22 protein-coding genes are annotated in these 25,802 nt (G+C 65.6%); 6 read left to right on the top strand and 16 right to left on the bottom strand.

Going from position 1 to position 25,802, the window contains the following annotated elements; translation table 11 throughout:
- Positions 1-16 precede the first annotated feature (16 nt).
- From K7H93_RS06125 to K7H93_RS06110, 4 genes are read right to left on the bottom strand one after another with little or no spacing between them, the layout of a single operon-like run.
- Entirely contained in the window at positions 17-895 is an 879-nt protein-coding gene (locus tag K7H93_RS06125) for an alpha/beta hydrolase (protein ID WP_230782917.1), read from the bottom strand.
- The gene (locus K7H93_RS06120; protein ID WP_230782916.1) at positions 895-1,560 is read right to left on the bottom strand and encodes a CoA transferase subunit B; all 666 of its coding nucleotides are present in this window, start codon (positions 1,558-1,560) and stop codon (positions 895-897) included. The genes K7H93_RS06125 and K7H93_RS06120 overlap by 1 nt, the downstream gene beginning before the upstream one ends.
- 4 nt (positions 1,561-1,564) lie before the next feature.
- The gene (locus K7H93_RS06115) at positions 1,565-2,515 is read right to left on the bottom strand and encodes an HAD family hydrolase (RefSeq protein ID WP_230782915.1); all 951 of its coding nucleotides are present in this window, start codon (positions 2,513-2,515) and stop codon (positions 1,565-1,567) included.
- Between the two features lie 13 nt (positions 2,516-2,528).
- On the bottom strand, positions 2,529-3,242 hold the full coding sequence (locus K7H93_RS06110; RefSeq protein WP_010233085.1) for a CoA transferase subunit A: 714 nt from the start codon (positions 3,240-3,242) through the stop codon (positions 2,529-2,531).
- Positions 3,243-3,673: 431 nt separating this feature from the next.
- Here K7H93_RS06110 and K7H93_RS06105 point away from each other — a divergent pair, with 431 nt between their 5' ends.
- Positions 3,674-5,983 carry a CDC48 family AAA ATPase gene (locus K7H93_RS06105; RefSeq protein ID WP_230782914.1) on the top strand — a complete coding sequence of 770 codons (2,310 nt, stop codon included), beginning with the start codon at positions 3,674-3,676 and terminating at the stop codon, positions 5,981-5,983.
- A 24-nt stretch (positions 5,984-6,007) separates the two neighbouring features.
- Here the strand turns inward: K7H93_RS06105 and K7H93_RS06100 are convergent, their stop codons facing one another.
- From K7H93_RS06100 to polA, 4 genes are all read right to left on the bottom strand, one after another.
- Complete coding sequence (locus tag K7H93_RS06100; protein ID WP_230782913.1) at positions 6,008-7,147, bottom strand: aspartyl protease family protein; 1,140 nt, start codon at positions 7,145-7,147, stop codon at positions 6,008-6,010.
- A gap of 65 nt (positions 7,148-7,212) precedes the next feature.
- Positions 7,213-8,301, bottom strand: coding sequence for a mechanosensitive ion channel family protein (locus tag K7H93_RS06095; protein WP_230782912.1), 1,089 nt, complete (start codon positions 8,299-8,301; stop codon positions 7,213-7,215).
- 3 nt (positions 8,302-8,304) lie between these two features.
- Positions 8,305-9,651 (bottom strand): sensor histidine kinase, encoded by a 1,347-nt coding sequence (locus tag K7H93_RS06090; RefSeq protein WP_230782911.1) that lies wholly within the window; start codon positions 9,649-9,651, stop codon positions 8,305-8,307.
- Positions 9,648-12,515: a DNA polymerase I gene (polA, locus tag K7H93_RS06085; protein ID WP_230782910.1), complete on the bottom strand. Its 2,868-nt coding sequence runs from the start codon at positions 12,513-12,515 to the stop codon at positions 9,648-9,650. The genes K7H93_RS06090 and polA overlap by 4 nt, the downstream gene beginning before the upstream one ends.
- Positions 12,516-12,654: 139 nt before the next feature.
- Here polA and K7H93_RS06080 point away from each other — a divergent pair, with 139 nt between their 5' ends.
- Positions 12,655-13,014, top strand: a complete 360-nt coding sequence (locus K7H93_RS06080) for a hypothetical protein (protein WP_230782909.1) — start codon at positions 12,655-12,657, stop codon at positions 13,012-13,014.
- A 73-nt stretch (positions 13,015-13,087) separates the two neighbouring features.
- Here the strand turns inward: K7H93_RS06080 and K7H93_RS06075 are convergent, their stop codons facing one another.
- Both K7H93_RS06075 and K7H93_RS06070 read right to left on the bottom strand, forming a co-directional pair.
- Complete coding sequence (locus K7H93_RS06075) at positions 13,088-14,158, bottom strand: serine hydrolase (RefSeq protein ID WP_230782908.1); 1,071 nt, start codon at positions 14,156-14,158, stop codon at positions 13,088-13,090.
- Between the two features lie 132 nt (positions 14,159-14,290).
- Positions 14,291-14,836: a baeRF12 domain-containing protein gene (locus K7H93_RS06070; protein WP_226664515.1), complete on the bottom strand. Its 546-nt coding sequence runs from the start codon at positions 14,834-14,836 to the stop codon at positions 14,291-14,293.
- On the opposite strand from K7H93_RS06070, the gene K7H93_RS06065 reads away from it, so the two are divergent.
- Positions 14,829-17,075 carry a DUF305 domain-containing protein gene (locus K7H93_RS06065; RefSeq protein ID WP_230782907.1) on the top strand — a complete coding sequence of 749 codons (2,247 nt, stop codon included), beginning with the start codon at positions 14,829-14,831 and terminating at the stop codon, positions 17,073-17,075. The two genes, K7H93_RS06070 and K7H93_RS06065, sit on opposite strands and share 8 nt — an antisense overlap.
- 124 nt (positions 17,076-17,199) lie before the next feature.
- Here the strand turns inward: K7H93_RS06065 and groL are convergent, their stop codons facing one another.
- Both groL and groES read right to left on the bottom strand, forming a co-directional pair.
- Positions 17,200-18,852: a chaperonin GroEL gene (gene groL, locus K7H93_RS06060; protein ID WP_230782906.1), complete on the bottom strand. Its 1,653-nt coding sequence runs from the start codon at positions 18,850-18,852 to the stop codon at positions 17,200-17,202.
- A 53-nt stretch (positions 18,853-18,905) separates the two neighbouring features.
- Positions 18,906-19,193 carry a co-chaperone GroES gene (groES, locus tag K7H93_RS06055; protein ID WP_230782905.1) on the bottom strand — a complete coding sequence of 96 codons (288 nt, stop codon included), beginning with the start codon at positions 19,191-19,193 and terminating at the stop codon, positions 18,906-18,908.
- 233 nt (positions 19,194-19,426) lie between these two features.
- On the opposite strand from groES, the gene K7H93_RS06050 reads away from it, so the two are divergent.
- Positions 19,427-20,281, top strand: coding sequence for a mechanosensitive ion channel family protein (locus K7H93_RS06050; RefSeq protein ID WP_230782904.1), 855 nt, complete (start codon positions 19,427-19,429; stop codon positions 20,279-20,281).
- Here the strand turns inward: K7H93_RS06050 and K7H93_RS06045 are convergent.
- Complete coding sequence (locus tag K7H93_RS06045) at positions 20,262-21,689, bottom strand: MATE family efflux transporter (protein ID WP_230782903.1); 1,428 nt, start codon at positions 21,687-21,689, stop codon at positions 20,262-20,264. The genes K7H93_RS06050 and K7H93_RS06045 overlap by 20 nt on opposite strands.
- Before the next feature lie 101 nt (positions 21,690-21,790).
- Here K7H93_RS06045 and K7H93_RS06040 point away from each other — a divergent pair, with 101 nt between their 5' ends.
- A complete protein-coding gene (locus K7H93_RS06040; protein WP_230782902.1) occupies positions 21,791-23,554 on the top strand; it encodes a cation:proton antiporter domain-containing protein in 1,764 nt (587 codons plus the stop codon).
- A 106-nt stretch (positions 23,555-23,660) separates the two neighbouring features.
- Here K7H93_RS06040 and K7H93_RS06035 read toward each other — a convergent pair whose 3' ends face one another.
- The 3 genes from K7H93_RS06035 to rplJ all read right to left on the bottom strand — a co-directional run bounded on the left by K7H93_RS06035 (position 23,661) and on the right by rplJ (position 25,062).
- Positions 23,661-23,960 carry an Imm53 family immunity protein gene (locus tag K7H93_RS06035; RefSeq protein WP_230782901.1) on the bottom strand — a complete coding sequence of 100 codons (300 nt, stop codon included), beginning with the start codon at positions 23,958-23,960 and terminating at the stop codon, positions 23,661-23,663.
- A 141-nt stretch (positions 23,961-24,101) separates the two neighbouring features.
- Positions 24,102-24,476: a 50S ribosomal protein L7/L12 gene (gene rplL, locus K7H93_RS06030; protein ID WP_010233118.1), complete on the bottom strand. Its 375-nt coding sequence runs from the start codon at positions 24,474-24,476 to the stop codon at positions 24,102-24,104.
- Positions 24,477-24,546: 70 nt separating this feature from the next.
- On the bottom strand, positions 24,547-25,062 hold the full coding sequence (gene rplJ, locus K7H93_RS06025) for a 50S ribosomal protein L10 (protein ID WP_197634814.1): 516 nt from the start codon (positions 25,060-25,062) through the stop codon (positions 24,547-24,549).
- A 360-nt stretch (positions 25,063-25,422) separates the two neighbouring features.
- Between rplJ and K7H93_RS06020 the strand changes: the two genes are divergently transcribed.
- On the top strand, positions 25,423-25,776 hold the full coding sequence (locus tag K7H93_RS06020) for a hypothetical protein (protein ID WP_230782900.1): 354 nt from the start codon (positions 25,423-25,425) through the stop codon (positions 25,774-25,776).
- Positions 25,777-25,802 lie beyond the last annotated feature (26 nt).

The following is a 25,802-nucleotide window of genomic DNA, read 5'->3' as shown; positions in this document are numbered from 1 at the left end:
GGTCAAGCCGGGCGGATCACATCGCCTGGTCGAGGAAGGTCACGCTGCGGTCGAGCACGGGGGCTTTGCCGCGAAATGGCTTGGATAGCGCCACGACCACATCCTCGTGGCTCAGGCCCTCGTAGTTCTCCGTGCGCACCGGCGCGCCGAGGTCGCGCAGCTTCGCCGCGAGGTTCTCCGTGTTGTAGGGGCGAACCACGGTGTCCTTGCTTGACGTGATCAGCAGCAGCGGCGGTGCATCGGCGCGCGCCCATTCGATGGGCTGCGTGTCGCGCGGGCTCGGCCAGTGCGACATCGCGTCGATCGAGCGCTTCTTGTCGAAGGGGTAGAAGTCGTAAGGGCCGGACAGGCCGATCGCGGCCTTCACCGTATCGGGTGCCACACCGGCAGCTTTCAGCCAGCGCGGGTCCAGCGCCAGCGTGACGGCGGTGTGCGCACCCGCCGAGTGGCCCGCGAGCGCGATCCTGTCGGGATCGCCACCGAAGCGGGCGATATTGTCGCGGGTCCAGCGCACCGCCTCGGCCCCGTCCTCGACGAAGGCCGGGAAGCGCACCTGCGGCACCTTGCGATAATCGGGGATGACCACCACGAAGCCGCGGCTGGCGAGCGCGCGCCCGGCAAAGGCATAGGCATCGCGATCGCCCTTCACCCAGCCGCCGCCGTAGAAGAACACGATCACCGGGCGCGGTGTCTCGCTCGCAGCGTCGGGCACCCACACGTCGAGCGTCTGGTCATGATTGCCGAAGGGGATCGCCGTGCCCGCGCGATGCGTGCCGGAGCCTCCGCCGGAAATCCGATCGATGATCGAAAGCAGCTTCGGGGGCGAGGTAAGCGCGATGGCCACGCCCAGCGCCAGCACGGCCGACAGCGCCAGCCCCACGATCCACCACTTCATCACGCGGTTTCTAGCGCGACCTCGTAGTTCGCCGTCGTGCTCTTCGCGATATCGTCTTCGGTCACGCCCGGTGCCAGCTCGATCAGGCGGAACGCGCTGTCGTGGTCGGGCCGCTGGAACACGCCGAGGTTGGTGATGATCATGTCGACCACATTGGTACCGGTCAGCGGCAGGCTGCATTCGGGGATGAACTTGGGGTCGCCGTGCTTGCTGGTGTGGTCCATCACCACGATGATCTTCTTGACGCCCGCGACCAGATCCATCGCGCCGCCCATGCCCTTGATCATCTTGCCGGGAATCATCCAGTTGGCGATGTCGCCGTTCTCGGCCACTTCCATCGCGCCCAGCACGGTCAGGTCGATATGCCCGCCGCGGATCATCGCGAAGCTGGTCGCGCTGTCGAAATAGGCGGAGTGATCCAGCTCGCTGATGGTCTGCTTGCCCGCGTTGATCAGGTCTGCGTCTTCCTCGCCTTCCAGCGGGAAGGGACCGATGCCGAGCATGCCGTTCTCGCTCTGGAGCGTCACGTGCATGCCTTCCGGGATGTGGTTGGCGACCAGCGTGGGGATGCCGATGCCCAGATTGACGTAATAGCCATCATGAAGCTCGCGCGCGGCGCGCGCAGCCATTTCGTCGCGGGTCCAGCCGGGGGTCTGCTCGGTCATGTCTCTAGCCTTGTGAAGGAGGTGTCTGGGCGGTGATGGGTGCGGTGATCGCAGCGGTGATCGGAGCCGGGCCGAGGAACCACGCCTCGCCGATCAGCGGATCGAGTGCGAAGGCATCGTCCGGGTTCTTGAGGTATCCGAACAGCGAATCGAAATCGCGCTTCTGGTCGCCCAGGATGGCGACGATGCAGTAATCGCCGCTCGCATCCTGGCGGCGCGAATCCTTGCTCTCGTTCTCGTAGCGCACGAGGTAGAGTTCGTCCTCGCCCCGCGGGTCGAGCCCGGTGCGCAGCAGCGCCTTGCGAACCGCGCCCGCGCGATCGGCGGTATGGCGCGAGAGCCACAGGACCGCGACTTCCTGCGCACGCAGCGCGGCGAGCACGCGGACCAGCCCGTTGGGGGCGGCGATATCGTCGGTCAGCGGGGCCTCGCCGTCACCGGGGTCCAGATCGACCAGAACCGCGGTCTGTGCGAAGGCGCAGGGCGCACGTTCGGGCTTCAGTTGGCCCGGCTCGGCGAGCAGCGCGGACAGGCGCGGCTCGGTCGCGTAAGGATCGCGCTGGGCGACTGCCGTGGCGGCGGCGAACAGGCCTTCGAAGCCGCCCGTCGCCGATTCGTCCGGCGCGCCGCTGGGTGGAGGCAGCGCGGTAAGGTTGGTCAGGGTCGCGCTGCTTGTCTCGGTTTGGGCGGGGCCTGCCCCTTCCGTCGGCGAGCCTGTGCCGGGGCGAGCGGCGCTGGACGGAGCGGGCAGTGCCGCCATCGCCACATTCTCGTCCTCCATCTCGCTTTTTGCGCTAGCGCTCTGCACACCGGGGCGATCATAGCCGCTGGGCTTGTCGTCGGTCATGCGCTTGCCCAGCAGCAGCCCCGCCGCGATCGGCGCAGCGGCGGCAACGCAGCCCGACAGGCCGGGTGCGATGGCAAGCAGCAGGAGCGGGGCGAGCAGGCGTTTCATCGCTGGTCGGCGGTCAGGCCGCCTCGCGCACGGTGCGGAATTCGATCTTCTTGTCGTAGGGCGCGCCCACGATCATCCGCTGCACGAACACGCCGGGCAGGTGGATGCAATCGGGATCGAGCGAGCCGGTCGGCACGATTTCCTCAACCTCGACCACGCACACCTTGCCGCAGGTGGCGGCGGGCACGTTGAAATTGCGCGCGGTCTTGCGGAACACGACATTGCCCGTCTCGTCCGCCTTCCATGCCTTCACGATGGCGAGGTCGGCGAAGATCCCGTGTTCGAGGATGTAATCCTCCGGCCCTTCGCCACGGTCGAACTGCTTCACTTCCTTGCCTTCGGCCACCTGGGTGCCGACGCCGGTCTTGGTGTAGAAGCCCGGAATGCCTGCGCCGCCTGCGCGCATCCGCTCCGCCAGCGTGCCCTGGGGGCAGAACTCGACCTCGAGCTCGCCGGAGAGGAACTGGCGTTCGAACTCCTTGTTTTCGCCCACATAGCTGCTGATCATCTTCTTCACCTGCTTGGTGCGCAGCAGCTTGCCGATCCCTTCATTATCGATCCCGGCATTGTTGCTGGCGAAGGTGAGGTTCTTAACCCCGCTGTCGCGAATCGCGTCGAGCAGTCTTTCGGGGATGCCGCAAAGGCCGAAACCTCCGCTGGCGATCAGCATGTCGTCCTTGAGCACGCCGTCGAGTGCGGCGGCGGCATCGGGGTAGAGTTTCTGCATGGGACTCCGGCAGGTCTGGGGTGAGGCTTGGGGAGGGTTTAAGGCCTCGCGCGTGCCTTGTCATCCCGTGCGCAAAACGCAAAATGGTGCGGCGCAGCAGGATGGAAACGGGCGCGATAAGATGAAAATAGCCTAAAATCAGCGACATAAAAGAATTGCAACTTTTGCAACGCCCGATGTCTTTTTCGCACTTGCGAAATATACTGCGTTGCGGCAGAACAATGGGGCCTTTCAGGCATCCTCTCCCAAACTTCATACCCGGCTGGTTCGCCAGCCGGGTTTTTTCTTGCCTGCAATCCGCCGCGGCCTGCCGAATCGCAGCGTCGTGCGGACCCAAGCGCGTGCTCGCCCATTCCATAAGCCGCAGCGCAACTTATGTAGGGTCGCCATACCCCCCCCGATATGGGCGACAACCGGGAGAAACCGCACATATGGCCGACAGCGAAACCGCCACCGAAGAAAGAATCGTCCGCCTTCAGGTGGCTGCGGCCCGCCAGGAAGAGAGCGGCCGCGGCGTTGCGCGCCTGCCGCGCAGCGCGATGCAGACGCTCGGCGTGACCGAGGGCGACGTGGTCCAGCTGTCGGGCAAGCGCTCGACCGCCGCGATCGTGATCGCCGCGCATGACGAGGATCAGGCGCTTGCGGTGGTCCGCCTCGACGGCCTTCAGCGCGCCAATGCCGAGGTCGGATCGGGCGAGCACGTGAAGATCGAGGCTGCACAATCGAGACCCGCGACCCGCGTGGTGTTCGCCCCCGCCAGCCGCGAAATGCGGCTGCAGGGGCCGACCCAGGCGCTCAAGCGCAACTTCTTCCGCAAGCCGATCGTCAGCGGCGATCTGGTCGCCACCACCGGGCAGCAGCCGGTCCAGAACATGCCGCCCGAAGTGCAGCGCATGTTCAACGCGCCCGCCTATGCGCTAACGCAGATCCGCCTGCGCGTGATCAGCACCGCGCCCAAGGGCATCGTCCATATCGACGAGAATACCGAGATCGAGCTGCGGCCCGATTTCGAGGAGCCCAAGGCCGGCCGCTCCGTGGTCAACTACGACGATGTCGGCGGCATTTCCGAAACCATCCAGCAGCTGCGCGAAATGGTGGAGCTGCCGCTGCGCTATCCGGAGCTGTTCACCCGGCTGGGTGTCGATCCGCCCAAGGGCGTGCTGCTGCATGGCCCGCCCGGAACCGGCAAGACCCGGCTGGCGCAGGCCGTCGCCAATGAAAGCGACGCGGAGTTCTTCGCCATCAACGGGCCCGAGATCATGGGTTCGGGCTACGGCGAATCGGAAAAGCGGCTGCGCGAGGTGTTCGAGAACGCCAATCAGGCGGCCCCCGCGATCATCTTCATCGATGAGATCGACTCGATCGCTCCCAAGCGCGACAGCGTGCCGGGCGAGGCGGAAAAGCGCCTCGTCGCGCAGCTGCTCACGCTGATGGACGGGCTCGAGTCGCGGGCCAATATAGTCGTCATCGCGGCCACCAACCGTCCCGACGCGATCGACGAGGCGCTGCGCCGCCCCGGCCGGTTCGACCGCGAGATCGTGATCGGCGTGCCGGACGAGACCGGGCGGCGCGAAATCCTCGCGATCCACACCCGCGGCATGCCGCTGGGCGAAGGCGTCGATCTGAAGGAGCTGGCGCGCGTCACCCACGGCTTCGTCGGTGCGGATATCGCCGCGCTTGCGCGCGAGGCGGCGATCGATGCGGTCCGCCGGATCATGCCGCAGATCGACCTCGATGCGCAGACGATTCCGCCCGAAGTGCTCGAAGGCCTGCATGTCGGGCGCGACGATTTCCTGTCCGCGCTCAAGCGCGTCCAGCCTTCCGCGATGCGTGAGGTGATGGTCCAGGTGCCCGATGTCAGCTGGAGCGATCTGGGCGGGATCGACGACGCGATCGAGAAACTGAAGGAAGGCATCGAGCTGCCGATCAAGAACCGCGATGCCTTCCACCGTCTGGGCATCCGTGCGGCCAAGGGCTTCCTGCTCTATGGCCCGCCGGGCACCGGCAAGACCCAGCTGGCCAAGGCGGTCGCGAAGGAGGCCGATGCCAACTTCATCTCGATGAAGTCGAGCGACCTGCTGTCCAAATGGTACGGCGAGAGCGAGCAGCAGATCGCCAAGATGTTCCGCCGTGCGCGTGCGGTCTCGCCATGCGTGATCTTCATCGACGAGATCGACTCACTGGTCCCTGCGCGCGGCTCCGGAAGCATGGAGCCGCAGGTGACGGGCCGCGTGGTCAACACCATCCTTGCCGAGATGGACGGGCTGGAAGAGCTTCAGTCTGTCGTGGTGATCGGGGCAACCAACCGCCCCACGTTGGTCGACCCCGCATTGCTGCGGCCGGGCCGGTTCGACGAGCTGGTCTATGTCGGCACGCCCGACGTGAAGGGGCGCGAGCAGATCCTCGGCATCCATACCGGCAACATGCCGCTGGCCGACGATGTCAGCCTGTCCAAGATCGCCGAGGACACCGAGCGTTTCACCGGGGCCGATCTGGAGGACGTGGTCCGCCGCGCGGGGCTGGTCGCGCTGCATCGTGCGGGCGCGGACGTGCAGGAGGTCACCATGGCCGACTTCACCGAGGCGCTGAAGGACAGCCGCGCGTCGGTCACCGCCAAGATGGAGGACGAATACAGGAAGATGCGCGGCGAGCTGAAGAAGCGCGCGGCAGAGCCCATGCCGATCGGCTTCATCACCGAAGGCATGGTCGAATCGACTCGCCAATCGAAGCACGGCGACTGATCGCCGGGATAATACGCCCGGCGGCTAGAGAAAGTCGGCGAGGGTCAGGTCGATACGGCGGGCGCCGCCCGCCTTCGACCTGACCTCTAGCGGCAGGACCGTTCCGGCGGGCCCCTGCATGGCTGTGATCAGCCCCTGAAAATCGGCGCCGACCAGCCGGTCTCCCGGCACGATCCCCGCAGCCGCTGCGGGGCTGCCGGGGCCGACCACCGCGACCTTTACGTCCTTGCCTGCGCGATCGATCCACATGCCCGCACGGTTATACTCCGGTGCGGGTGCGGGCAGGGCGTTGCGGCGCAGGAACAGCTCCTTCGTCGACGGCCGGGTGGCGATATCGAACCGGCGCAGGATCGGCAGGCCGACCAGTCCGTGTTCGAAATACGTCCACGGGCTTCTGGGTGTGAGCGTTGCGATCAGCCCGGTCAGGACCGTGCCGCCAAATCCGACCTCGGGTAACCGCACAATGCGGCCTTTCCCGTCGGGCGAACCCGGCGTCCAGCGGGGCGAATCCCACAATCCGCTTTTCTCCAGAGCCTCGCCGCTCAGCCGCAATTCGGTCGGCGAGCCGGTGTCGAGGCCGATGGGGAAGGCTTGGCCCCCGATGGTGACCGGCGCGAACATCCAGCTGGAGCCGTAGCGGTTGCCTTCCAGCACGAAGGCATCTTCGACCCGGGTCCAGCCGCTGCGGTCGGGCGCTCCGGAGGGATAGAGCCGCAATTGCGACGCACCGAAATCCAGCTCGCTGTCCATGGTGGTGACCACCCCGGCGGCGAGCGATCCGACTGCATCCTCAATGAAATTGACGTGATCGGTCGCGGCGAACAGCGCGCCGGCCTGGCGCACCACGCCGCCCAGCGAAAGCTCGTCCACCAGTACCATATCGTACACCCGGTGCGCGCCAATCAGGCCGAGCGGGCTCTTGCCGACGGTCTTGAGCTCCAGCCGATCCACCATCGCCTGCTCGATCAGGCCGACCGACCCTCCGGTATCGACGACCAGCGGCCACGGCCCCTGCCCGTTGAGCAGGCAGTCGATCAGCACGCGATCGTCTGTCAGCCGGATCGGAATGGTGATGGTGTTCGATTGGGCCAGCAGCCGGGCTGGGGAGAGCGCAACCGCCCCCATCGCAGCGGTGGTGGCAAGGAAGCTGCGACGTGCGATCATGGTCGATCCCAACTGGCTGGTTCGTAAATTTAGGCCGAAGATGTGACGGGACAGTGAACGCGCGCCTAGCCGCCCCGTTCGTTCGCGGCCTCGACCTCCAGCCGGTGGCGGATCAGCGCCACCGGCTGGTTTTCGCGCAGCCATTGCAGCATGTATTCGCGGACCGCGCAGCGCAGATCCCACACATCGCCGATCGTCGCCCCGGTCATCGACAGGCGCAGCGCGATGCTTTCGGGGTAGGCGTCGGTCACCAGCGCGGCCGCGTCACGCTCGTCCCACTGCGGATGATCCTTCAGGAAATCGAGAAACGCCTGCCGGATCGGCGCGACATCCGCGATCGGATCGAGGTGCAGCATTACGACGCCGGTCAGCCGGTCGGCGGAGCGTGACCAGTTCTCGAAGCTTTCCTCGAAGAACTTGCCTGTGGGCACCACCAGCACGCGCTCGTCCCACGCGCGGATCATGACGAAGGTCATGCGGATTTCCTCGACCCGACCGGTCACCCCGTCGACCACCACCATGTCGCCGATCCGGATCGGTTCGGTCAGCGCCATCTGGATGCCTGCGATCAGCGATTTGAGCGCGGGCTGCGCAGCGGCACCGATCGCCAGCGCGGCGAGGCCTGCGGAGGCCATCAGCGTGACGCCGACCTGCCGCACGCCGGGGATGTTCACCAGCACCAGCGCGATGGTGATGACGATGATCAGGCTCGATGCGGTTCGCCGGAAGATCTCGATCCGCGTCTTGCGACTGCGCATGTGGATCGGGTCGAGCCGGCGTTCCATCCGCCGCTCGTGCGCGGTGGCCCAGCCGGTCACGAAGGCCAGCACCAGCCAGCCCAGGATGATCGGCGCGACGAAGTCCGACAGCGCATCCCAAGCCGACCGGATCACGTCGGCCCGCTCCGCCGCCGCCGAAATCGCGATGGTCACCGCCAGCCATAGCGCCGGTGCGCGGATCGCCTCGACCACCGGCTGACCGTGGCGCGCCGGGCCATGCGCGGTCGCCTTGCGGATGATGCCGAAGGCAAGCCGATGGGCTGCGACCGCGACGATCACGCACACGCCGAGGATGGCGGCGGCGATCGCGAGGTCTTCGACCGGCACCGCCCAGCTGCGCAGGTCGGGCATCGCGATGGAGACAAGGATCGACATCGGTCAGGCCGCCGCTTTGCCGGGCTGGGCGGGAAACGCGATGCTGACCGTAACGCCGCGCGGGCCGAAGGTCCGCTCGATCTCGCCGCCCATCTGGCGTGCGGCCCCGATCATCAGCGTGCTGCCGAAGCCGCCCTGGCTCTGCGCGGGCTGCTCGCCTGACTCTTGGTGTGCGGTGTCCCAGTCCTCCTGCCAATCGAGATGGAGCATGTCGCCCTTCCGGGTCCAGCGTACAGCCAACTCGCCGGCATCCCGCCAGCAGCCATATTTCACCGCATTGGTCGCTAGTTCATGCAGGACCAGCCCCAGCGGGGTGACCTGCACCCGGTCGATCGCGACATCATCGCCTTCCAGCACCAGCCGCTTGTCCTGCGACACGTGCGGCTCGACCGTCGCCTCCACCAGCGCGCGCAGTGATGCGCCGCCCTGCCGGTTGAGCCGATCGGCGGCGGTGCCGTGGCCCTGCGTGACCTCGTGCGCGGTCAGCAGCGCGTGGATACGCGCGCTGATGCGGTCCTTGTAGGCAGTGACATCGGTCGCTTCGCGCGCGCTCATCTGGATGATCGCGAGGACCATCGCGAACAGGTTCTTGACCCGGTGGTTGAGCTCCTGCGCCAGCAGGTTCGCGCGGTCGCGCGCAACCTCCAGCTCACGCGCCTGCGCCGCCTCGGTCTCCGCCTGCGCGGTCCGTGCGACCAGCACTGCGCCGAGCACGATCGCGCTCACCAGCAGCAGCAGCAGGCCGAGCAGCGGCAGGATGCGCGCTTCGGCGGCCTGCGCACGGGCGCTCTGTTCGTCGAGCAGGCGGTTCTCGATCTGCGCCAGCCGGTCGATCGCGGCGGTCAGGCGCTGCATCGCATCATAGCCCTCACCCTCCAGGATCTGTCGTCGCGCGTCTCGCAGCTGGCCGCGTTCGACCTGCCCGATGGTCTGGTCGAGCTCGGCGAACTTGTCGTTCAGGGCATCCTCGATCGCGACGAACTCGGCACGCTGTTCGTCGGTCATCCGGGTGTCGATCGACCGTGCGAGCCTCTCCATCGCCGTCTCGGCATCGCGCCGCGAGGTCCGGTAAGGCTTGAGATAGCGCGTATCGAGCGTGATGTAGTAACCGCGCTGCGCGCTTTCGGCGGACAGGGCGGCGCGTTCGATCCGGTCGAGCATCAGCAGCACGTCGCCCAGCCGCTCGACCTGATTGCGTTCGGCACGCTCGGCCGCGCCGGTGGAAAGGAGCAGCAGCACCGCGCCCAGGATCGCGCCCGCCATCGCGCCCAGCACGAGCCAGTTGAACCAGCGGCGGATGAACACGCGAAACAGCGCGACCCGGGATGATGAGGGGGGCGACCCGGTCAATGCGCGTCGTCCCAGTTCCGCCCGGTGCCGATCTCGACCCCCAGCGGCACGCTGAGCTCGACCGCCGGGCCGGCGGCGTCGGCCATCACCGACCGGATGACCGGTTTGGCCTGCTCGACCAGGCCTTCGGGCATTTCGAACACCAGTTCGTCGTGCACCTGCAGCAGCATCCGCACCCCGTCGGGCGCATCGGGGTTAAGACCCGCTTCGGCGAGTGCGGGACCCATGCGGGCCATGGCGCGCTTGATGATGTCGGCACTGGTGCCCTGGATCGGCGCGTTGACCGCGGCACGCTCGCTCCCCTGCCGTTCGGCCTGGTTCTTGGAATTGATCCGTGGAAACCAGGTTTTGCGCCCGAACAGGGTTTGCGAATAGCCGCACTCGCGCACGGTCTCCATCGTATTGACGATATAGCGCTGGATGCCGGGGAAGCGGGCGAAGTAGATGTCGATCAGGTCCTGCGCCTCGTCCGCCTCGATCCCCAGCCGCCCGGCGAGGCCCCAGCGCGAAATGCCGTAGAGGATCGCGAAGTTGATCGTCTTGGCGCGCGCGCGGGTATCGCGGTCGACGCTGCCGAACATTTCCTGCGCGGTGCGCGCGTGGATGTCCTCGCCCGCAGCAAAGGCTTCGCGCAAGGGGGCGACATCGGCCATGTGCGCGGCCAGCCGCAGTTCGATCTGCGAATAGTCGGCGGCGAGCAGCACGTTGCCCTCGTCGGCGACGAAGGCCTGCCGGATCTCGCGGCCGATCTCGGTGCGGATCGGGATGTTCTGCAGGTTGGGGTCGGTGCTCGACAGGCGCCCGGTCTGCGCGCCGACCAGGCTGTAGCTGGTGTGCACGCGGTTGGTTTTCGGGTTGATCGCCTGCTGCAGCGCGTCGGTATATGTCGACTTGAGCTTGGCGAGCTGCCGCCATTCGAGAACTTTCGTGGCGATCGGCGCGCCGGTCGCGTCCAGCTTCTCCAGAACGGACTGGTCGGTCGAGTATTGCCCGCTCTTGCCCTTCTTGCCGCCCTTGTACCCCATCTTGTCGAACAGGATGTCGCCCAGCTGCTTGGGGCTGCCGACGGTGAATTCCTGCCCCGCCATCTCATGGATTTCGCCCTCGAGGCGAGCGGTCTCGCGCGCGAAACGCTCGGACAGGGCGGCAAGCTGCTGGCGGTCGACCTTGATCCCGTGCCGCTCCATCCCGGCGACCACCGGGATCAGCGGGCGATCGACCCGCTCGTAGATGCGTGTGCCGCCCTCGACCGCCAGCCGCAGTTTGAGGTGCGTGTAGAGCCGCCAGGTGACGTCCGCGTCTTCCGCCGCGTATTCGGTCGCCCGGTCGATCGGCACCTCGCCGAAGGGAATCGCCTTCTTGCCGGTGCCGCAGATATCCTTGAAGGTCAGGCAGGTATGGCCAAGATGGCGCTGCGCCAGCTCGTCCATCCCGTGGCCGCCGCCAATCCCGTCCTGCGAGCGGCCTGCATCCAGCGCGAAGCTGATAATCATCGTGTCCTCGATCGGGGCAACCGCGATGCCGTGGCGTGCGAGCACGTTGAGATCGTACTTGATGTTCTGCCCGACCTTGAGGACCGCATCGCTTTCCAGCAGCGGCTTGAGCATCGCGAGCGCGGTCTCACGCGCGATCTGCTGCGGCTTCTCAGCGAACATGTCCTCCCCGCCGCCGCCTTCGTTGAAATGGCCCAGCGGGATGTAGCAGGCCTGGTTGGGCCCGATGGCGAGGCTGACGCCGACCAGATCCGCCTGCATCGCGTCGAGCGCGCTGGTTTCGGTATCGACCGCCACCAGCCGCGCGGCGAAGGCCTTCTCGATCCATTCGTCGAGCTGCTCTACACTCTGCACGCACTCGTAGGTGCTGCGGTCGATCGCGGGCATCTCGGGCAACGGCTGGCTGTTGCCCTGCGGCGCATGGGCCTCGCCCGGGTTCTGCGGCTTGGCGGGGTGCAATTGGGTCTTCGGGCCGGGGCCGCCATTGCCGCCCTCGAGCCGCCTCAGCAGGCTGCCGAAGCCATGTTCGGTGAGAAATGCGGCAAGCGGTTCGGGCGGAATCTTGCCCAGCTTCATGTCGTCGATCGCGATCGGCAGCTCGCAATCTTCCTTCAGCGTGACCAGAATGCGGCTGAGTTCGGCATCGGCGCGATGTTCGAGCAGGCGTTCCTTCAGCTTGCTCTTTTTCATCTCCGGCGCCGCATCCAGCGCGGCGGTGAGCGATCCGTGATCCTGAATTAGCTTGGTCGCGGTCTTCGGGCCAACCCCGAAAATGCCGGGGATGTTGTCGACCGAATCGCCCATCAGCGCGAGCACGTCGCCCACCAGCTCGGGCGCGACGCCGAACTTCTCTTCGACCTCGGCAGGGCCGATCCGCGCGCTCTTCATCGTGTCGAGCATGTCGATCGTGCCGCCCTGCTCGCTGGTGCCGACCAGCTGCATCAGGTCCTTGTCGGACGAGACGATGGTGACGTCCCAGCCCTGCGCTGCCGCGGCGCGCGCGTAGGAGGCGATCATGTCGTCCGCCTCGACGCCGGGTTCCTCGATCATCGGCAGGCTGAACGCGCGGGTCGCGTCGCGGATCAGCGGAAATTGCGGAACCAGATCTTCGGGCGGATCGGGCCGGTTGGCCTTGTACTGGTCGTAAATCTCGTTGCGGAAGCTCTGGCTCGACTTGTCGAGCACCACCGCGAGGTGCGTCGGCCCCTCCGCCTTGTCGAGATCCTCGGCCAGCTTCCACAGCATGGTGGTGTAGCCATAGACCGCGCCCACCGGCGTGCCCTCCGGATTGGTCAGCGGGGGCAGGCGATGATACGCGCGGAAGATATACGCCGAACCGTCGACGAGATAGAGGTGCTGCTTGTCGGCCATGCCCCCTGCTAGCAGTGTGGCGAGAGGGCGTCAGCAGCTTACGCGCGGCAAATTATTCCCAGAAAAATGGCCGGAAAAAGGCGCTTGTCACAGTTTGTGGCGAAATTGGGCTTGCCCCGCCACATTCTTGCCACTATCTATGAATCAGAAGCCGCCGGAACCCGGAGGTTTCATCCTCTCCGCGCTCAGACCGCGGCAGGATCCATCTGGAAAAGGATTACAGATTATGCGCAAGATCGTTCTCGCTTCGGCCATCGCCGTTTCCGCTCTCGGCCTCGCCGCTTGCTCGGAAAGCACTGAAGACGCCGCTGGCGACACCGTCGAAAACGCCGCTGCCGACACCGAAGCCAATGTCGACGCCATGGGCGAAGGCATCGAAGACGCCGCCAACGACACCGGCGAAGCCGTCGACAACGCGACCGACGCTGCTGAAGAAGAAGCGACCGAAGCGGAAGCCGACATCCAGGGCGAAACCGAAACCGAAGCCGCTGCCGACTAAGGCCAGCGCTTCAGCGAAAAAAGAAGGGCGGCGCCTTGCGGTGCCGCCCTTTTTTTGTCCGAAGAAAATGAAACTACTGGCCGCCGGCACCGTAATTGGCGGTGGCCCAGACCCGGCCGTCGGTCGGCTCGCGCTGCTGGCCGAAGCCATTGTAGAGTGCGCTGGTGATCGACGCGATCCGCTCGTCACGCAGGCGGCGCGCGTTAAGCTTTTCCGCGCGGCTACCGTTTTCGACCGCCATCGACGCGCTCTGCCCGGTGACGTAGATCGCGGCTGCGATCGGGCGGCCGTCGGGCGTGTAGAAAATGCCGATATCGCTGGCGGTCCTGCTCAGCGTGCCGGTCTTATGCGCCAGATTGGCGCTCATCGGCAGGGCCGAGGTCATCCGCCGCTTGCCGGTTACCGTGTCGCCCATTGCGTTCATCAGCACCTGCCGGGACGAGGGGCTGAGCCACCGGCCCTGATAGATCCCGGCGAGCAGCTGGCCCATCGCACGCGGGGTCGCGCTGTCGCGCAGATCGATTTCGGTCGCGGGGTCGGTCCGCCCGTCCTCGCGCACCAGCGCGGCGATGTTGCGGGTCAGCTGGAAATCGAGAATCCCCGCGCTGCGCATCCACGCATTGACCGCCTGCGGGCCGCCCACGGCGTTCAGCAGCGCGTCGGTGCAATCATTGCAGCTGCGGGTAATCATCAGATTGAGGTGTTCGCGTGCGGAAATATAGGTTCCGCGACCGGGCAGCTCGAACTCGCTCGACAGGCTCCAGCGGCCCTGGTCGACCCCAGCGAGGAAGGTCGCCGCGATCGCAACCTTGCTGGTGCTGGCCATCGGGAAGCGCTGATCGGCAAGCACTCCGATCTCTTCGCCGGTGGTCAGATCGACTGCGTAGACGCCGATCCGGCCCTGAGAGCCGTCGGCAAGGGCGGCAACCTGGCGTTCGAACGAGGAATCATAGGTTGCTTCGAAAGTCTTGGGGGCCCGAAGTTCGGTGCCCAGCATGCTGTCGAATTGCGATTCGAGCGAAACCTGCGCGTCGAGCGAGGCACTTTGTGCGTCCTGCGCGGCAGCTGGTGCCTGCGCCAGTGCGCCCGCTGCCAGTGCCAGTGCAAATGTCGACCCAAGTTTCCTAAGCATGCTCTGCCCCATAGCCCGTGACTCGTGTGCAGAGCATTAATGCGCGCACTTAACAGGCGCTCAAGCCCAAAGTGCCACTTGCGCAGGATTGGCACGGTCGATCATGCCAATCCTGCGGTAAAGCGTGAAACCAATCGCGTTCGATCAGCTTTCGGCGATCACTTTCGCGATCTTTTCAAGCGGTTCGCCGGTTACGGTCTTGTCGATCTCGCCGACCAGAATGCGTTCCAGTTCCGAATGATAGTGGCGGCGCATCTCGCCGAGAGTCTTGGGATCGGCCATCACCATCAGCTCTTTCAGGTCGCCCGAGACGGCCTTTGCGTTGAGCCATTCGCTGACCGCCGCGCCATGGGCCAGCTCGTTCAGATCGGTCGCGCCGCTGCGCTGGCTGGCATCGTCCTGGTGGCGCACGCCCGCGCTGAAATTGCTCGGATCGAGTTCGGGCTGGTCGACCTTCTCCAGTGTCGGCTCGAACGGCTTGCCGGTATTCCGGAGGAGCATGAAGCGGTTGCCGTCGACGACGGCGACATGGGCGTTGTGGGGTAGTTTCATAGTGGCAATTCTCTCCTTTCCATCCACCAACACGCCAGCGCGCGGATCGTTGCGGGTAAATGGCATGAGATCCGCCTTTTCATGAAGGGCAAAAGCGGTAAGTTCGCGCTCGACTAGGGGAGATACCAGCATGACCATCCGCACCATGGCGACCGCCGCCAGCCTTATTGCTCTGGCCACGACGATGGCGGTTCCGCTCGCGGCGCAGGATGCGCCGATTATCCAGCCGGGCGCGCCGGGGCAGGAGAACAGGTCGCTCAAGGCAGAGGACGCGAGCAAGCTTGCCGGGACGAACTTCGCCCCCGCCGATGCGCGCTTCATGCAGATGATGATCCCGCACCACCAGCAGGCGACCGAAATGACCCAGCTGGTCGATGGGCGCACCAGCAACCCGGACATCGTCAAGATCGCGGGCCGGATCGATGCCGGGCAGGGCGACGAGATCGCCTTCATGCGTGACTGGCTGTCCTCGCGCGGGCTGCCTGCGACGATGCAGCACACCGCCGCCAATATGGGCGGGATGACGCATGCTGAGCACATGGCTGCGATGGGCATGGCGACCCCGGAGCAGATGAAGCGCCTCGCCTCGCTGCAAGGCACCGCGTTCGACGCGCTGTTCCTCGAACTGATGATCCGCCACCATCAGGGCGCGATCCGCATGGTCGACGATCTGCTCGACCAGCCGGGCACCGCCTACGACCCGGTAATGTTCGAATTCGTCAACGACATCAAAGTCGAACAGCAGGGCGAGATCGACCGGATGAATGCGGTCGGCGCCAAGCTCTCCACCGATCCGCGCGCGGGCCTCGCCCCGGGGTTCCGCGATGCGGGAGAGGCGATTTCCAACCTGCGCATCGTCACCGCGATGCCCAAGCCGACCGGCTTCTTCGATCCCGCCAACCCCGCGCAGCTGCAACCGCGGATCGAGGACGACGAGGAAGAGGCAGAGCTGGTCGATGCGACCAAGGCCGATCCGCGCGATGAGGACGAGGAGAGCGAAGACCGCTTCGGCCAGCGCGGATCGCTGCTCAGCTTCGCCAATACCGACATGGCGTTCTCGGGCGATCTGCTGGTCGCGGGCAGCTATCACGGGTGGAATGCCTACCGGCTGGGCGAGGACGGGGTGCCGAACCTTGTCACCTCGGTGGTGTGCCCCGGCGGGCAGGGCGACGTCAGCATCGTCGGCGACATTCTTATCATGAGCGTGCAGGACAGCCGCGCGCGCAAGGATTGCGGGTTGCAGGGGGTCGAGGGCCGGGTGAGCGAGGATCGCTTCCGCGGCCTGCGCATCTTCGACATTTCCGACATCACCAATCCGCGTCAGGTGGGGCTGGTGCAGACCTGCCGGGGCAGCCACACGCACTCCGTCGTGGCGGCGGACGATCGCCGGATCGTGGTCTACAACTCGGGTACCAGCTATGTCCGCGACGACGCGGAGCTGGCGGGCTGCTTCGACACGGCGGGTGACGAGACCGCGCTGTTCAGCATCGACGTGATCGAGATCCCGCTGGCCGATCCGGCGAAGTCGCGGATCGTCGATTCGCCGCGCGTCTTTGCCAAGGACGGCCAGATCGCCGGCCTGTGGCGCGGCGGCGACCACGGGACGACCGAGGCGGGCGAGCCGACGCAGGACACCTATGTCACCAACCAGTGCCACGACATCACCGTGTTTCCGGCGAAGAACATCGCGGCGGGCGCATGCTCGGGCAATGGCATCATCCTCGACATCTCCGACCCGCTCAAGCCGGTGCGGATCGACGATGTGACGGACAAGGGCTTTGCCTACTGGCACTCGGCCACCTTCAACAACGACGGCACCAAGGTGCTGTTCACCGATGAATGGGGCGGCGGCGGGCGACCGCGCTGCCAGGCGGGCGATCCGCGCAACTGGGGCGCCGACGCGATCTATTCGCTCAAGGACGGCAAGCTGAGCTTCGACAGCCTCTACAAGCTGCCCGCCCCGCAGAGCGACAAGGAAAACTGCGTCGCGCACAACGGCTCGATCATCCCGGTGCCGGGGCGCGATATCTTCGTGCAGGCCTGGTATCAGGGCGGGATCAGCGTGATCGACTTCACCGATGCGCAGAACCCGGTCGAGATCGCCTATTTCGATCGCGGCCCGGTGGATGCGGAGCAGCTGATCACCGGCGGCTACTGGAGCGCCTACTGGTACAAGGGCCGCATCTACGGAACCGAGATCGCCCGTGGGCTCGACGTATTCGCTCTGGAGCCGAGCGAATTCCTCACCGCAGAGGAAATCGCCGCCGCCGAGGCCGCGCAGTATCCGGGCGACGTGTTCAACCCGCAGACGCAGACGCAGGTGACATGGCCCGCCGACGTGCTTGCGGCGGCGGAGGCGAGCCGCAAGGGCGGGTAGCTGCCGGGCGTTTCCACCGCGCGCAAGCCGCCACGAAAAAGCCCCGCCGGATCGCTCCGACGGGGCCTTTTCTTTGCCGTAACGGCAGGCGTGGTTGGGCCCTTCGACAGGGCTCAGGACATGCTTAGAAGCCCATGCCGCCCATGCCGCCGCCCATGCCGCCCATGTCGGGCATGCCGCCGCCGGCGTTCTTGTCTTCCGGAACTTCCGAAATCGCCGCTTCGGTGGTGATCAGCAGACCGGCAACCGAGGCTGCGCCCTGCAGCGCGGTGCGCACGACCTTGGTCGGGTCGATCACGCCAGCCTTGACCAGGTTTTCGTAGGTGTCGGTCCCGGCGTTGAAGCCCTGCGTTTCGTCGCCTTCACGCAGCAGGTTGCCCGAAACCACTGCACCATCGTGACCGGCATTGGTCGCGATCTGGCGGATCGGGGCGAGGATCGCCTTGCGCACGATCGCGATGCCGCGGGTCTGGTCTTCGTTGTCGCCCTTGAGGCCTTCGAGAGCCTTGGACGCGTAGAGCAGCGCGGTACCGCCGCCCGGGACGATGCCTTCTTCAACCGCGGCGCGGGTGGCATGCAGCGCGTCGTCGACGCGGTCCTTACGCTCCTTCACCTCGACTTCGGTGGCACCGCCGACCTTGATCACGGCAACACCGCCCGCCAGCTTGGCGAGACGTTCCTGCAGCTTTTCCTTGTCGTAATCGCTGCTGGTGTTGTCGATCTGGGTGCGGATTTCGTTGACGCGCGCTTCGATGTCGGCCTGTTCGCCTGCACCGTCGACGATCGTCGTGTTGTCCTTGTCGATGGTGACGCGCTTGGCCTGGCCGAGCATGTTCAGCGTAACGTTCTCGAGCTTGATGCCGAGATCTTCGCTGACCATTTCGCCCTTGGTCAGGATCGCGATGTCCTGCAGCATCGCCTTGCGACGATCGCCGAAGCCCGGAGCCTTGACCGCAGCAACCTTCAGGCCGCCGCGCAACTTGTTGACCACGAGGGTGGCCAGCGCTTCGCCTTCGATGTCTTCCGCGATGATGAGGAGCGGACGGCCCGACTGAACGGCTGCTTCCAGAATCGGGAGCATCGCCTGCAGGTTCGACAGCTTCTTTTCGAAGATCAGGATGTACGGATCATCCAACTCGACGGTCATCTTGTCGGGGTTGGTGATGAAGTAGGGCGAGAGGTAGCCACGGTCGAACTGCATGCCCTCGACGGTTTCGAGTTCGAACTCGAGACCCTTCGATTCGTCGACGGTGATGACGCCTTCCTTGCCGACCTTTTCCATCGCTTCAGCGATCTTTTCGCCGACTTCGCGGTCGCCATTGGCGGAGATCACGCCGACCTGGGCGATTTCGCTGGAACCGGAGACGTCCTTCGAACGGCCCTTCAGGTCTTCGACGACCTTGGTCACGGCGATGTCGATGCCGCGCTTCAGATCCATCGGGTTCATGCCCGCCGCGACCGACTTCATGCCTTCGTTGACGATGGCCTGGGCCAGCACGGTGGCGGTGGTGGTGCCGTCACCGGCGGCGTCGTTCGCCTTCGATGCGACTTCCTTGATCATCTGCGCGCCCATGTTCTCGAACTTGTCCTTAAGTTCGATTTCCTTGGCGACGGTGACGCCGTCCTTGGTGATGCGGGGTGCGCCGAAGCTCTTGTCGATCACGACGTTGCGGCCCTTGGGGCCGAGCGTGACCTTGACTGCATTGGCGAGGGTGTCGACGCCGCGCAGAATGCCTTCGCGCGCGTCGCGACCGAACTTAACGTCCTTGGCTGCCATGATAATTGTCTCCTGAAATTGGGGTATTGGTAGGAAGCGGTGCGATCAGCGGATCAGGAAACGATCCCCATGATGTCGCTTTCCTTCATGATCAGCAGGTCTTCACCGTCGATCTTGACCTCGGTGCCGCCCCACTTGCCGAAGAGGACGCGATCGCCTTCCTTGACGTCGAGCGGAGTGACCGTGCCGTCATCGGCCTTGGCGCCCGAACCGACGGCGACAACCACGCCTTCGCTCGGCTTTTCCTGTGCGCTGTCGGGAATGATGATGCCGCCGGATGTCTTTTCCTCGGCTTCGATGCGACGGACCAGAACACGGTCGTGCAGCGGACGAAATGCCATGCTTGATACCTCTTGCTAGGGTGAAAAATGGGTGTTGGCACTCCCACATGGAGAGTGCCAGCAAGGGGCATATGTGCAGCCGCCCATCGCGCGTCAAGCAGTGCCGAGGATAAAAAAAGCCTGTCCGGGCGTCACGTGCGAGGCGGGCTTGCGGGACCGACTTGCCTCTTTCGTGCGTACCCTTCAGGCGCGTTTCGCGCATCCGGATCGAAACCCAAGTTAACAGGACAGGCATGGCTTCTCAAACACCGACCCCGCGCGCCGATACGCCCGGCGTGGACCTCAGCTTCGTGACCAGCATCATCGAGTGGCTGCAGGCGAATATCATGCAGATCATCGGCGCTTTCGCGGTGCTGGTGATCGGGCTGCTGATCGCCAGCGTGCTGTCGCGCTGGGCGGAGCGCGCGCTGTCCAAATCCTCCAAGTTCGAACCGACCATCGCCAACTTCCTGTCCAACATGGTCAAGTACGCGCTGTGGGCGGTGGTGCTGGTAACCGTGCTGAGCCAGTTCGGGGTCGAGACGACCAGCATCATCGCCGCGCTGGGCGGTATGGCGCTGGCGATCGGGCTGGCGCTCCAAGGCACGCTCAGCAATGTCGCCTCGGGCGTGATGATCCTGGTGCAGCGGCCCTTCGTGGTGGGCGAGGCGATCAGCGTCGACAGGTTCACCGCGACCGTCCAGCGGATCGGGCTGTTCACCACCGAGCTCAAGCAGTTCGACGGACTGTTCGTGATGGTCCCCAATTCCGAACTCTGGAACCAGCCGATCGTGAACCTGCACCGCCATCCCACCCGCCGGATCGAGCTGGTCGTGGGGATCGGCTACGACGACAGCATGCAGCAGGCGCGCGAGACGCTGCTCGGTCTGGCCGCAGCGGACGAGCGGGTGCTGAAGGATCCCGAGCCGCAGGCCTTCGTCGCCTCGCTGGACGACAGCTCGGTCGGGATCGGCCTGCGCGTATGGTGCGCGACCGGCGATTACATGCAGCTGACCTGGGACCTGACCGAGGCAGCCAAGGCGACCTTCGACGACAAGGGGATCACCATTCCCTTCCCGCAGCGCGAGATCACGCAGAAGGCGGCCTGACCCTTTTCGCATCCGGCTGGACGCGCGTGAGGCCCAGCGCCTCGCGCCGCGCCCAGCGCCAGGTCAGCAGCACGGCGGCAAAGGCAAGACCCGTGGCCAGCCCGAGCCATACGCCGACGCCTGCCAGCGGGGTCGCGAAGCCCAGCACCATCGCGGTGCCGAAGCCCGGCACCCAGTAGGAAAAGACCGCGATCCACATCGGCACGCGCGTGTCCTGCAGGCCCCGCAGCGCTCCACCCGCGACCGCCTGCACCCCGTCGACCAGCTGGAACGCGGCGGCGACCAGCAGGTAGCGGGTGGCGAAGGCGACCATCGCGACGTTCGCCGCCGCCCACGGGTCGATATAGATCGACAGCAGATAGTCGGGCACCAGCACCATGGCGCTGGCGGTCACGCTCATGAACAGGAACGCGATGCCGATTCCGGCCCAGCCCGCGCGGGCCATTCCGTCGCTGTCGCGCGCGCCGTAGAAATAGCCGACCCGGATCGTGCTCGCCTGCCCCACGCCGAAGGGCACCTGGAACGCGAGCGCGGCGATCTGCAGCGCGAGCGTGTGCGCGGCGAGCTGTGCCGCGCCGATATTGCCCATCAGGAAGGCCGCCGCGCTGAACACCCCGGCCTCCGCGCTCACCATCAGTGCAATCGGCGTGCCCTTGCGCACGATCTGCCAGAACACCGGCCAGTCGGGCACCCACCAACGCCCGAAGATATGATAGCGGTGCAGCTTGGGGTCGAGCCGGATGGCGACCACGTAGGCCAGCATCGTGAACACCGAGGTGAACAGCGTCGCGACCGCCGCGCCGGGCAGACCCAGGGCAGGCGCGCCCCAGTTGCCGAAGATGAAGGCATAATTGCCCATCGCGTTGACGCCGATGCCTAGCGCGGTGATCGCGGTCGCGAAAATCGGCCGGTCGAGCGCCGAGACGAAGCTGCGCAGTACATTGTTGACGATGAACGGAATCACGGACCACACGAGGATCAGCATGTAGCTCTGGCCCAGCGCGGCGAGCGCGGGCTCCTGCCCGGTCAGCAGGGCAAACTGCTCGAACCCCAGGCACGCGATCATCCCCGCCGCGCCGCTCAGCACCGCGAGCCACAGCGCCATGCGGGTCGCACGGCGAACGGGCCGCAAGGCCGGTGCCCGCGCGCCCAGCTCCGCCGAAATCACCGCTGCGACCATCCCCGTCATCGAGCATAGCGCCCACACGATCAGGCCGAACACCGACACCGCCAGCGCGGAGGCGGCCAGCGGCTCTTCCCCCAGCCGCGCGATGAAGATCACGTCGATCGCATAGGTCAGCATTTGCAGCAGGTTGGCGAGCGCCAGCGGCCAGCTGAGCCGGAGCGTGGCGAATATCTCGGTACGCCAGGGGGACGGATCCCGCGAAGGGTTGGGTTCGTAAGCCATAAAAAGCCGGCCCGGATATTGGTGCGCGTGCCGCTTGCCTAGGGGCAGCGTGCGCTCCATGGGTTTTGCGGATCGACCTGATACCCGGGGAACACACTGGCATGGAACATGGCGAAGCCTCCGCGCACGTAGCGCTCGAAAGCGGTGTCGTGCTGCTGGCCGCCGCGCTGCTGTTCGTGATCCTCTTCCGCAAGCTGGGGCTGGGCGCGACGCTGGGCTACCTTGTCGCAGGCGCGGTGGTCGGCCCGCAAGTACTGGGGCTGGCTGGCAGCGGCGAGGAAACGCTCAGTTTCGGCGAGCTGGGCATCGTCATGTTGCTGTTCGTGGTCGGGCTGGAACTGGCACCCAGCAGGCTGTGGCGGCTGCGCGGGGCGATCTTCGGCCTCGGCCTGACGCAGGTTGCGCTGTGCGGCCTCGCGGTATCGGGGGTGATCTGGCTCGCGACCAGCTATCCGATCGCGGCGGCGCTGGCGGTGGGCCTCTCGCTCGGCCTGTCGTCCACCGCGCAGGTGCTGCCGATGCTGCAATCGGGCGGCAACCTGCGCACCCCGGTGGGGGAGCGGGCGTTCTCCATCCTGCTGTTTCAGGACCTCTCGATCATCCCGCTGCTCGCCATCGTCACCGCGCTCGGCGTGCAGGGGGGCGAGGATGGCGGCCCCGGCGGATGGGTCCAGCTGCCGATCGCGCTGGGTGCCTGTGTCGCGCTGGTGCTTGCCGGGCGGTTCTTGCTGCGCCCGCTGCTGCGCCTGATCGGGCGACTGGGCGAGCGCGAGATGTTCGTCGTCGCCGCGCTGTTCGCGGTGGTCGCCTCGGCCGCGGTGATGGAGGCGATCGGCCTGTCGACCGCGCTGGGCGCGTTCATCGCCGGTGTGATGCTGGCCGATACGCCCTATCGGCACGAGCTTGAGGCAGATATCGAGCCGTTCCGCTCGATCCTGCTGGGCCTGTTCTTCGTGTCCGTCGGGATGATGCTGGACCTGCAGGCAATCGCCGCGCAGCCGCTGTTCGTGATCGGCATGGCGGCGGCGCTGGTGGCGACCAAGGCCGCGATCATCACGGGGCTGGGCATGGCGGTGAAACTGCCGTGGCGCTCCGCCCTCGCGCTCGGCCTGCTGCTGAGCCAGGGGGGCGAGTTCGGTTTCGTGCTGTTCAATGCCGCGCAAAGCGGCGGGGTGATCGATGCGCAGACCGCCAGCCTGTTCACCGCGATCGTCACGCTTTCCATGGCAACCACCCCGTTCCTGATGATGGCGACCGCGCGTTTGCGCACGCCTGCCGCCGGATCGCGGGAGGAGCGCGAGGGGCCGGAGGGCGAAACGCCGCAGGCGCTGGTGATCGGCTTCGGCCGCTTCGGGCAAACGGTCGCGCAGATGCTCGCCACCGCCGGGCTCGATGTCACGATGATCGACAGGAACGTGCCGCAGATCGACACTGCCGAGGAGTTCGGGATCAAGGTGTTCTTCGGCGACGGGTTGCGGATGGACATGCTGCGCCAGGCCGGTGCGCGCGAGGCGAAGCTGATCTGTTTCTGCATCGATGGCGACCAGATCGACGCCGAATTCCTCGCCTCGGTCCGCGAGGCCTTCCCCGACGCCGCGCTGTTTGTGCGCACCTTCGACCGGCGGCACGTGATGAAGCTGGCGCCGGCGGAGATCACGTTTCAGGTGCGTGAGCTGCGCGAAAGCGCGATTGCGATGGGCCGCGCAGTGCTGGAGCATCTCGACACCGACGCGCGCGCGATCGAGCAGCTTGAGCAGGATTATCGCGAGAACGACATGGCGCGGTTGCAGGCCCAGATCGATGCGGACGATCTGCACGCGGGCAAGGAACGCAACGTGCTGCGCGGGCGAAAGCGCACGACCTGAGCCTCGGCCAATTACGTTCCTTGCGGGCGATGTATTCGGCGGCAGCTCGACATCAATCTCATAGGATTGAGTGCGGGGGCACGAATCCTAGACGGTACAGTCGGCACTAATCGCTCGAACTTTCCGACCAGTCGCGGAAGAGGCCGATTACCGAAGAGAGGTCGGTCGGGCCACATGCGGCAGAGAAACTGGTTCCGTTGGCCTTTGCGATCCACCAGCTTCCCTTCTCGCGCCATTCATGAATGTCAGACGCAGGTTCGCCATGCTCGGCCGCGAAGGTGCGCCCTTCTAGCGAGGTCTCACGTAGGTCGATTGCGATCGTCCATCCGGGGTTGTCCAGGGTGTCGATTTTGACCCCATAAGAGTGCTCCCAATAATCGTCGCACTCGCGAACATACCAGTTCATGAGCCACTCAAGATTATTCGCCGTCATTCGTTCTTATCGCTGCTTCGGCGAAAGGGCGCAATTGATCTTCCGGCCACCACGAAAAAGGGCGGCGCCATCGCTGGCACCGCCCCTTCGATTTCGCTCGGAAGCGAGAAGAGCTTACTTGAGCTCGACCGTGCCGCCAGCGGCTTCGATCTTGCTCTTGACTTCTTCTGCTTCGGCCTTGTTGACGCCTTCCTTGAGCGGCTTGGGCGCGCCTTCGACGAGAGCCTTGGCTTCGGTGAGGCCCAGGCCGGTGATGGCGCGGACTTCCTTGATGACCTGGATCTTCTTGCCACCGTCGCCGGTGAGAATGACGTCGAATTCGTCCTTTTCTTCAGCAGCCGGGGCGTCGCCACCAGCAGCTGGGCCAGCAACCGCAACAGCGGCAGCGGCGCTCACGCCCCACTCTTCTTCAAGAGCCTTGGCGAGGTCAGCTGCTTCGAGGACGGTCAGCTTCGAAAGTTCTTCAACGAGCTTGGCGATGTCAGCCATGATAATTCACTCCAAAAAATAGCGTGGCCGGGCTCATGCCGCGGCCGGATATGTCGTGCGGAAAAACGTCTTACGCAGCGTCCTTGGCGGCATATGCGCCGAAGACACGAGCGAGCTTGTTCGCCGGGGCATTGACGACCTGCGCGATTTTCGTCGCGGGGGCGTTGACCAGACCAACGAGCTTGCCACGCAGTTCGTCGAGGCTCGGCATCGAGGCGAGAGCCCTGACACCTGCTTCGTCGAGCACCTGCGAGCCCATCGAGCCACCGACCACTTCGATGCGGTCGTTGGTCTTCGCGAACTCCACCACGGCCTTGGCCGCGGCGACCGGATCTTCGCTGTATGCGAGGGCGGTCGGACCGTTCAGGTATTCTTCGATACCTGCGTAGTCGGTGTCCTTGAGGGCGATCTTGGCAAGACGGTTCTTCGCAACCTGGTAAGTCGCGCCGGCTTCCCGCATCTTCGCGCGCAGATCGGTGGACTCTGCCACCGTCAGGCCGAGGTTGCGGGTGACAACCACCACGCCCGCCTCGTTGAAGACGTTGTTCAGCTGAGCGACCGCATCGGTTTTTTGCGAACGATCCATGCTTACTCCTTCACTATGGCCGACCCCGCACAAGCGGAGACGACCGGCTCACGTTCGACCCCGCCGCAAAAGCTGCGAGGCCATGGGTCCGTTTGACAAGGGAAGGAGGTGCATCCGGCTATCGGATGCGAAAGGCGGCGCATGGGGACATGCAGGCCGCTGTAAATCTCGTTTCCCCGTCTAGGCTGGAAATTAAGACCGGCATATTCCGGTCACCAACTGTCTCGGACGGATGACCGCCGGGCGCATGGCCGAAGCGGTCGGGCCGGGCACTTAGCGAGAACGTACGCGGAGTCAAGCAAAAGCGGGTGGCGCGCGGCGTCCACCGTCGGTTCACGTGGGCTTGGGCAACAGCGTGCCATGCGCATTCTCCTGATCGCTCTGCCCGTATTCGCGATGCTTGCAAGCCCGGCCCATGCGACCGGTGGGTTTGTGTGCCGCACTGCGTCCGAGCCGGCGATCGCGATCGCGCTCGGGTTCGGCCACACGGCAGGTTCGGCGCTGTTCGCGACGAGGTTGCAGGTCGATGGCAGGGACGTGCCAGTCGAAGTGCCGCAATGGTGGCTGGACGATAGCGAGCTGCGGCTGGTGCTGACCGACCCGCAGGCGAACGAGCGGCTGGCGGTGGTCAAGGCCGTGCGCAGGGGCGATGCCTATGACGGATCGGTGCTCTACCAGGGCAGGCATCACTGGATTCGCTGCCGCGAGAGCTGATCGCGGCCCGACGCAAAACGGCCGCG

Source organism: Citromicrobium bathyomarinum (assembly GCF_021021475.1).
GTDB lineage: Bacteria > Pseudomonadota > Alphaproteobacteria > Sphingomonadales > Sphingomonadaceae > Alteriqipengyuania > Alteriqipengyuania bathyomarina.
This window is presented reverse-complemented; position numbering and strand designations above follow the sequence as displayed.

Excerpts from the sequence above, each read along its gene's own strand:
- K7H93_RS06125 (WP_230782917.1), bottom strand. The coding sequence starts at position 895 with ATGAAGTGGTGGATCGTGGGGCTGGCGCTGTCGGCCGTGCTGGCGCTG.
- K7H93_RS06120 (WP_230782916.1), bottom strand. The coding sequence starts at position 1,560 with ATGACCGAGCAGACCCCCGGCTGGACCCGCGACGAAATGGCTGCGCGC.
- K7H93_RS06115 (WP_230782915.1), bottom strand. The coding sequence starts at position 2,515 with ATGAAACGCCTGCTCGCCCCGCTCCTGCTGCTTGCCATCGCACCCGGC.
- K7H93_RS06110 (WP_010233085.1), bottom strand. The coding sequence starts at position 3,242 with ATGCAGAAACTCTACCCCGATGCCGCCGCCGCACTCGACGGCGTGCTC.
- K7H93_RS06105 (WP_230782914.1), top strand. The coding sequence starts at position 3,674 with ATGGCCGACAGCGAAACCGCCACCGAAGAAAGAATCGTCCGCCTTCAG.
- K7H93_RS06100 (WP_230782913.1), bottom strand. The coding sequence starts at position 7,147 with ATGATCGCACGTCGCAGCTTCCTTGCCACCACCGCTGCGATGGGGGCG.
- K7H93_RS06095 (WP_230782912.1), bottom strand. The coding sequence starts at position 8,301 with ATGTCGATCCTTGTCTCCATCGCGATGCCCGACCTGCGCAGCTGGGCG.
- polA (WP_230782910.1), bottom strand. The coding sequence starts at position 12,515 with ATGGCCGACAAGCAGCACCTCTATCTCGTCGACGGTTCGGCGTATATC.
- K7H93_RS06080 (WP_230782909.1), top strand. The coding sequence starts at position 12,655 with ATGAATCAGAAGCCGCCGGAACCCGGAGGTTTCATCCTCTCCGCGCTC.
- K7H93_RS06075 (WP_230782908.1), bottom strand. The coding sequence starts at position 14,158 with ATGGGGCAGAGCATGCTTAGGAAACTTGGGTCGACATTTGCACTGGCA.
- K7H93_RS06065 (WP_230782907.1), top strand. The coding sequence starts at position 14,829 with ATGACCATCCGCACCATGGCGACCGCCGCCAGCCTTATTGCTCTGGCC.
- K7H93_RS06070 (WP_226664515.1), bottom strand. The coding sequence starts at position 14,836 with ATGGTCATGCTGGTATCTCCCCTAGTCGAGCGCGAACTTACCGCTTTT.
- groL (WP_230782906.1), bottom strand. The coding sequence starts at position 18,852 with ATGGCAGCCAAGGACGTTAAGTTCGGTCGCGACGCGCGCGAAGGCATT.
- groES (WP_230782905.1), bottom strand. The coding sequence starts at position 19,193 with ATGGCATTTCGTCCGCTGCACGACCGTGTTCTGGTCCGTCGCATCGAA.
- K7H93_RS06050 (WP_230782904.1), top strand. The coding sequence starts at position 19,427 with ATGGCTTCTCAAACACCGACCCCGCGCGCCGATACGCCCGGCGTGGAC.
- K7H93_RS06045 (WP_230782903.1), bottom strand. The coding sequence starts at position 21,689 with ATGGCTTACGAACCCAACCCTTCGCGGGATCCGTCCCCCTGGCGTACC.
- K7H93_RS06040 (WP_230782902.1), top strand. The coding sequence starts at position 21,791 with ATGGAACATGGCGAAGCCTCCGCGCACGTAGCGCTCGAAAGCGGTGTC.
- K7H93_RS06035 (WP_230782901.1), bottom strand. The coding sequence starts at position 23,960 with ATGAACTGGTATGTTCGCGAGTGCGACGATTATTGGGAGCACTCTTAT.
- rplL (WP_010233118.1), bottom strand. The coding sequence starts at position 24,476 with ATGGCTGACATCGCCAAGCTCGTTGAAGAACTTTCGAAGCTGACCGTC.
- rplJ (WP_197634814.1), bottom strand. The coding sequence starts at position 25,062 with ATGGATCGTTCGCAAAAAACCGATGCGGTCGCTCAGCTGAACAACGTC.
- K7H93_RS06020 (WP_230782900.1), top strand. The coding sequence starts at position 25,423 with ATGCGCATTCTCCTGATCGCTCTGCCCGTATTCGCGATGCTTGCAAGC.